This window comes from Bacillus sp. ISL-75, assembly GCF_018613095.1.
In genome coordinates this window covers 208,761-215,093 of sequence record NZ_JAGGQX010000019.1, presented here as the reverse complement: position 1 = coordinate 215,093, position 6,333 = coordinate 208,761, and the positions used below count along the sequence as shown (strand labels likewise).

At 40.4% G+C, this 6,333-nt stretch carries 6 protein-coding genes; 1 reads left to right on the top strand and 5 read right to left on the bottom strand.

Features of this window, described 5'->3' with window-relative positions:
- Positions 1-43 precede the first annotated feature (43 nt).
- From mnmA to cymR, 3 genes are read right to left on the bottom strand one after another with little or no spacing between them, the layout of a single operon-like run.
- Positions 44-1,162, bottom strand: a complete 1,119-nt coding sequence (gene mnmA, locus J7E63_RS09270) for a tRNA 2-thiouridine(34) synthase MnmA (RefSeq protein ID WP_215011296.1) — start codon at positions 1,160-1,162, stop codon at positions 44-46.
- Positions 1,163-1,201: 39 nt separating this feature from the next.
- Entirely contained in the window at positions 1,202-2,344 is a 1,143-nt protein-coding gene (locus J7E63_RS09265; RefSeq protein ID WP_215011294.1) for a cysteine desulfurase family protein, read from the bottom strand.
- Between the two features lie 45 nt (positions 2,345-2,389).
- Entirely contained in the window at positions 2,390-2,809 is a 420-nt protein-coding gene (cymR, locus tag J7E63_RS09260) for a cysteine metabolism transcriptional regulator CymR (RefSeq protein WP_088089084.1), read from the bottom strand.
- A gap of 170 nt (positions 2,810-2,979) precedes the next feature.
- Between cymR and J7E63_RS09255 the strand changes: the two genes are divergently transcribed.
- The gene (locus J7E63_RS09255) at positions 2,980-4,251 is read left to right on the top strand and encodes a replication-associated recombination protein A (protein WP_215011292.1); all 1,272 of its coding nucleotides are present in this window, start codon (positions 2,980-2,982) and stop codon (positions 4,249-4,251) included.
- Between the two features lie 64 nt (positions 4,252-4,315).
- Here J7E63_RS09255 and J7E63_RS09250 read toward each other — a convergent pair whose 3' ends face one another.
- Together J7E63_RS09250 and J7E63_RS09245 are read right to left on the bottom strand one after the other, a co-directional pair.
- Positions 4,316-5,260 carry an ABC transporter permease gene (locus J7E63_RS09250; protein ID WP_215011290.1) on the bottom strand — a complete coding sequence of 315 codons (945 nt, stop codon included), beginning with the start codon at positions 5,258-5,260 and terminating at the stop codon, positions 4,316-4,318.
- Positions 5,253-6,182: an ABC transporter ATP-binding protein gene (locus tag J7E63_RS09245; RefSeq protein WP_215011288.1), complete on the bottom strand. Its 930-nt coding sequence runs from the start codon at positions 6,180-6,182 to the stop codon at positions 5,253-5,255. Before J7E63_RS09245 ends, J7E63_RS09250 begins: the two co-directional genes overlap by 8 nt.
- Positions 6,183-6,333: the final 151 nt, after the last annotated feature.

Genomic DNA, 6,333 nt, shown 5'->3' with positions numbered 1-6,333 from the left:
CCAATATTCGGGTTATAGTTCAGAAAAGGAATCAGGCTTTTTTTTAGCCAACATATGTTAATCGTTCACGATTTTTAAAGACGTGGTCAATTGTCCCTCCGCCCAGACATTCATCTCCATTGTAAAAAACAACGGCTTGTCCTGGAGTGATGGCACGAATCGGCTCATCAAAAACGACCTCAACTTGAGCATCTTCTAAAAGACGCACGGTTACTTTATGGTCTTCCTGACGATAGCGGAATTTTGCCGTGCATGTAAATTCAGCTGGCTTTTCTCGGTCCGATACCCAGCTTACGTCGACAGCAGTAATGGAATCTGAATATAGTTTTTCATGATGAAAACCTTGGCCCACATAAAGAACATTTCTTTCTAAGTCCTTACCGATGGCAAACCACGGTTCACCCGCTCCACCAATTCCTAAGCCATGTCTTTGACCGATCGTATGATACATTAACCCCTCGTGCTTGCCTTTAACCTCACCATCGAACGTCTCCATGTTTCCTGGCTGAGCCGGCAGATATTGACCTAGGAAATCTTTAAAATTTCGTTCCCCGATGAAACAAATCCCTGTGCTATCTTTCTTTGTAGCAGTGGCAAGATTCGCTTCTTTGGCAATTTCACGAACTTTTGGTTTTTCAAGATTACCTATCGGGAACATAACTTTACTAAGCTGTTCCTGCGTCAACTGGTTTAAGAAATAGGTTTGGTCCTTATTTTCGTCAAGACCGCGGAGCATCTTATATTCTCCATCACGATATTCAACTTGTGCATAATGGCCAGTAGCCAGATAGTCCGCACCTAATTTCATTGCATGCTCTAAAAAGGCTTTAAATTTAATTTCCTTGTTACACATTACATCCGGATTAGGTGTCCTGCCTGCTTTATATTCTTCAAGGAAATAGGTAAATACCTTGTCCCAATATTGTTTTTCAAAATTTACCGCATAATAGGGGATCCCGATTTGATTACAAACGCGAATGACATCCTCATAGTCTTCGGTTGCCGTACAAAAACCGGTATCATCCGTGTCATCCCAGTTTTTCATAAAAATTCCGATGACATCGTAGCCTTGCTGCTTCAACAAAAGTGCTGCCACAGAAGAATCTACTCCCCCTGACATTCCAACAACAACCCTTGTGTTTTTTGGATCTTTTCTTTCCATTGATTTTCACCTCTCTTATGCTGCAAAGTCGTCGAAGATTTATTTTTTCAGACGAGTAACAACTTTAGCCGTTTCCTCAGCTGCCTTAATTACTTCCTCGGTTGTCGTATTAAAGCCAAAGCTGAAACGAATCGAATTAGTTAATCGTTCTGATTGTTTCCCAAACATGGCAACAAGTACGTGGGAAGGTTCTATTGAGCCCGCTGTGCATGCCGAACCGCTCGAAACAGCAATTCCCGCTAAGTCGAGATTAACTAGCATCGCTTCCACACTTGTCCCAGGAAAGCTTAAGTTTAATACATGTGGCAATGAATATTCAAGCGATCCGTTTCTGTCAAATTCTACATCTAACTGACGAAGCCTTTCCATCAAGGTCTTTTTCAAATCAATGAATTTATCACGCTTGGCTGTACGTTCTTCATTTGCAATCAACACAGCTTCATGAAATCCAACAATCGCCGCAATATTTTCCGTCCCAGCACGTCTTTTTCTTTCTTGCTCACCACCGAAGGAACGAGGCGACAGTTTCACATTGGACCTGGCATAAAGAAATCCTGTTCCTTTTGGCCCGCTTATTTTATGGGCAGAGACAGATAACAAATCAATCTGGCTTTCATTGACATCAATGTTTTCGACACCGTAAGCCTGAACGGCATCGGTATGGAATTTCGCTTGATGATCTTTTAATAACTGTCCAATCTCGGTAATTGGTTGGAGTGTGCCAACTTCATTATTACCATACATTATCGACACCAAAATGGTATCTTCCCTTAAGGCAGCACGAAGTTCAGTCATTGATATTCGACCTGTTTCATCCACAGGTAAATACGTGACTTCAAAGTCCATTTTTTCTAACTTTTTGCAAGCATGGAGAACCGCATGATGTTCCGCTACGGAGGTAATAATATGCCTGCCATTTTGCTGATAGGTTTCCGCAACCCCAAATAACGCCATATTATCTGCTTCGGTTCCTCCACTTGTAAAAATAATCTCGTTTTCCTTTGCACCAATGCTGTCCGCTAGCACCGCGCGCGCTAAATCAATCTGGTGCCGTGCTTCCCTGCCAAAAGAATGGATGCTTGAGGGATTTCCGAAAGTTGATTTCATCACCTCGAGCATTTTTTCAATAACCCTTGGATGCATGGGAGATGTGGCAGCATGGTCGAGATAGATTCGTTTCACATTTACACCTTCTATCAAAATAATTCTACAATGTTACTTTTTACCCTAAATATAAAACATATAACCATCCGGCTCTTCATCATTACTATGATTTGCTAAATCTTCTAACGTAGTGTTTTCCAAAACATCCTTAATAGCATCCCGAATCCGAATCCACAGCTCTCGTTTGGCTGGTTCTTCATCTTCAATACCTTCTACAGGTGTGATCGGTCCTTCTAGGACTCGAATGACATCCCCAGCCGTAATTTTAGATGGAATGTCTGTTAAGATATAGCCACCGTATGCACCCCTAATGCTTTTTACTAACCCTGCATTTCGCAATGGGGCAATTAATTGTTCCAAATAATGTTCCGATAAATCATTTGCTTGCGCAATCGTTTTTAATGAAGTCGGGCCCTCACCATGTTTTTTAGCAAGTTCTATCATGATCGTCAGACCATAGCGACCCTTTGTTGAGATTTTCATACCGCACCTCTATTCATATCTATATTAAAAATAAAAATCCTTAGTAATTTGATAGGCATTAAAATTATATCATATTCTTCTTTAATATGCTTTTTCAAGGAAAAATGATAATGTAAAGCTATACATAATCTAAATAACAATTAGAAAAACCTTTTTTGGAGAGATGTACAATGCAGCAAAAGCCTTTAGCCTTTCGGATGCGGCCTAGAACGATTGAAGAAGTTGTCGGACAGCAGCATCTGGTAGGTTCAGGAAAAATAATTTCAAGAATGGTGAAGGCCAAACAGCTGACCTCAATGATCTTGTATGGACCTCCTGGTATTGGCAAAACTTCGATTGCCAGTGCGATTGCCGGCAGCACAAAGTACGCCTTTCGAACACTCAACGCGGTGACGAATAATAAAAAAGATATGGAAATTGTTGCTGCTGAAGCAAAAATGTCAGGAAAAGTTATTCTGCTCCTCGACGAAGTCCATCGTTTAGATAAAGCAAAGCAAGACTTTTTATTACCTTATTTAGAAAATGGAATGATTGTACTAATCGGTGCTACGACTAGTAATCCCTACCATGCCATTAATCCTGCGATCCGGAGCCGCTGTCAGATTTTTGAGTTAAAGCCGCTAACTCCGGATGAAGTCAAGCAGGCCTTAATTCGCGCCCTTGAGGATGACGAACGCGGTTTTGGTACATTGAAGGTTGAAATTGAGGATGCCGCGTTAATGCATTTTGCACAAGGTTCGAATGGTGATGTAAGGAGTTCTTTGAACGCACTAGAATTAGCAATCCTTTCAACAGATAAGGATGTATCTGATATCATCCATATCAATGTCGAAACCGCTGAAGAATGTTTGCAAAAGAAAAGCCTTGTTGCCGATAAAGACGGTGATGGCCACTATGATGTCTTGTCAGCCTTTCAAAAGTCGATTCGGGGCAGCGACGTCAATGCTGCTCTTCATTATCTGGGCCGATTAATTGAAGCCGGTGACCTGCCGAGTATCAGCCGAAGATTGATTGTCATCGCCTATGAAGATATCGGACTAGCCAACCCACAAGCAGGAGCACGCACGTTAGCAGCGATTGAAACCGCCGAGAGAATTGGTTTTCCAGAGGCAAGAATTCCACTTGCAAATGCCGTGATTGAACTATGCTTATCACCAAAATCTAACTCGGCTGTCTTAGCCATTCAGGCTGCGCTCGAAGATATTCAAAAAGGTATCGTCGGCGAAGTACCTGACCATCTAAAGGATGCCCATTATAAAGGGGCAAAAGAGCTTGGCAGAGGAATTGACTACAAATACCCACATGACTATGAAAACGGTTGGGTACCGCAACAATATTTGCCCAACAAATTAAAACACAAACAATACTACCAACCAAAGAAAACCGGAAAATTCGAACAGGCACTTGCGATTGTCTATGAGAAACTATCAAGGAAGAAATAATAATAAGGGTGTCAGGCACCATGTGAAAAATTCACATGGTGCCTGACACCCTTTTCGTATCTATCTAGGCAGCAACGTCTCGTTTTTTAAAGACAAGAAAGGCTAATAATTGGAATATTACAAAGTAGATGAGGAGCATGATAACTGAGAATGACATCGACATTCCTTCCATCATGGGTGTACCGTCCACATATTGCATTAGGTCCGTGTTGGCAAACAAGATGTATTTAGCCCAGCTAAATTTTATCGAAAGCAATACTGTAAATTGAGCTCCTGTGAATAACAAAAATAATGATAAGCCAATTGCTAGAGAACTGTTTCGGAAAACTGATGAAATCATAAACGCCATCGTCGCAAGCATTATCGTGTCAATGGATCTAAACCCATAATAAATCATTAGATAAACAATGATATTTTGCTCCGTTACCTGCCCATTGGAATAATTCAAATATGGCACAGGATGATCTGGCGTTCCAAACAGGATGGCACCAAGTAAAGTAGAGAAAGCAAATAGGATGGCCAACATCAGCAACGCAAACAACATAACGGTAAGATATTTGGATGCTAAGATTTTGCTGCGATTTATCGGCCGGATTAATAATAGCTTGATGGTACCCCAGTTGAATTCACTCGCAACAATCCCTGCCGAAATAATTATTGTAAATAATCCTGCTAGGATAATGAGTTGTGAAGCGTCTTTCACGAACGTCCAGACATTATATTTTTCATTATAGGGAATATGATGCTTTTTTCGGTAGTCATTAATAGCAATTTCTTCCTTATAAAACTGCTTCTCCAGCTTCGAATTGCTTTGCTTCATCTGCTTCTTTAGTGCATCATTTTCCTGCTGTAATGTTTGTTCCCAGTTTTTATCAAGGTTGAAATCCTGTTCCTGGTATTTTTGAAAAATACCAAAAATAGAAATAATAACGATCAGGATCGCAATCATCACATACGTTCCAGGGCGTCTAAAAATTTTCATCCATTCATTTTTAATTAAATTAACCACGACTTGGCGCCCCCTTTTCGGTTGTCAGTTCAAGGAAGCGATCTTCTAAAGTCTTGGCTACTTCTTTGATTGCAAAAACTTGAATATCCTCTGTAACGAATGTTTTTACTAGATTCGGAATTTCTTCTTTTGGAAGCGCCACAGTTATACCATTCCTTGAACGGTTTGCTCGAAGATTTGGATAGTGGGTCTCCAAAAGTGCCAACGCCTTTTCGCTAGGAACTACTTCCATTTCATAGGTCATTTCAGTTTCACCGTGGACTAGTTCATGGACATGCTGCACATCGATCAAGCGCCCATTCTGAATAATCCCAATCCGGTCACACATCATTTCCATTTCTGAAAGCAAATGACTTGAGACAATCACGGCTAGGTTTTTTTCACTTGCCAGGAGACGTACATAGTCACGAATTTCCCTTATTCCAGCAGGGTCTAAACCGTTGGTTGGTTCATCAAGGATTAACACCTGTGGATCATGCAATAGACACTGTGCTAACCCTAATCTTTGTCTCATACCAAGGGAGTAGGTTTTTACCTTGTCATTTATGCGGTTAGTTAATCCCACGAGTTCTACTGTTTCGGCAATCTTCTCCTTGGAAATTCCTTTTGACATTCTTGCATAGTGGACCAGGTTTTGATAGCCAGTTAGAAATTTATACATTTCCGGATTTTCAACAATCGCACCAATATGACGCACCGCGTCTTCAAAATCACTTTTAATACTTGAACCGCCAACACTGATATCCCCTGATGTAATATTCATTAAACCAACTATCATTCGAATAGTTGTAGTTTTCCCTGCTCCATTTGGACCTAAAAAACCAAATACCTCTCCTTTATTTACTTGAAAGCTAATATTATCTATTATGGTTCTTCCTTTAATTACTTTTGTAACATTTTTTAACTCAACGATTTTTTCCAACCTCTCACTCCTCTCAATGTATCCTCACCTAGTTTATCTTATTGCAGAAGTATTTACCTCATATTAAGGTTATCACCAAAAATGATTTCGGCAAATTTTAACAAAATATTCATATACTTTCCCCTAAACGTACCCTCTTTTTTGTAAAATA

Coding starts and splice junctions, on each gene's coding strand:
- mnmA (WP_215011296.1), bottom strand. CDS start 1,162: ATGGAAAGAAAAGATCCAAAAAACACAAGGGTTGTTGTTGGAATGTCA.
- J7E63_RS09255 (WP_215011292.1), top strand. CDS start 2,980: ATGCAGCAAAAGCCTTTAGCCTTTCGGATGCGGCCTAGAACGATTGAA.
- cymR (WP_088089084.1), bottom strand. CDS start 2,809: ATGAAAATCTCAACAAAGGGTCGCTATGGTCTGACGATCATGATAGAA.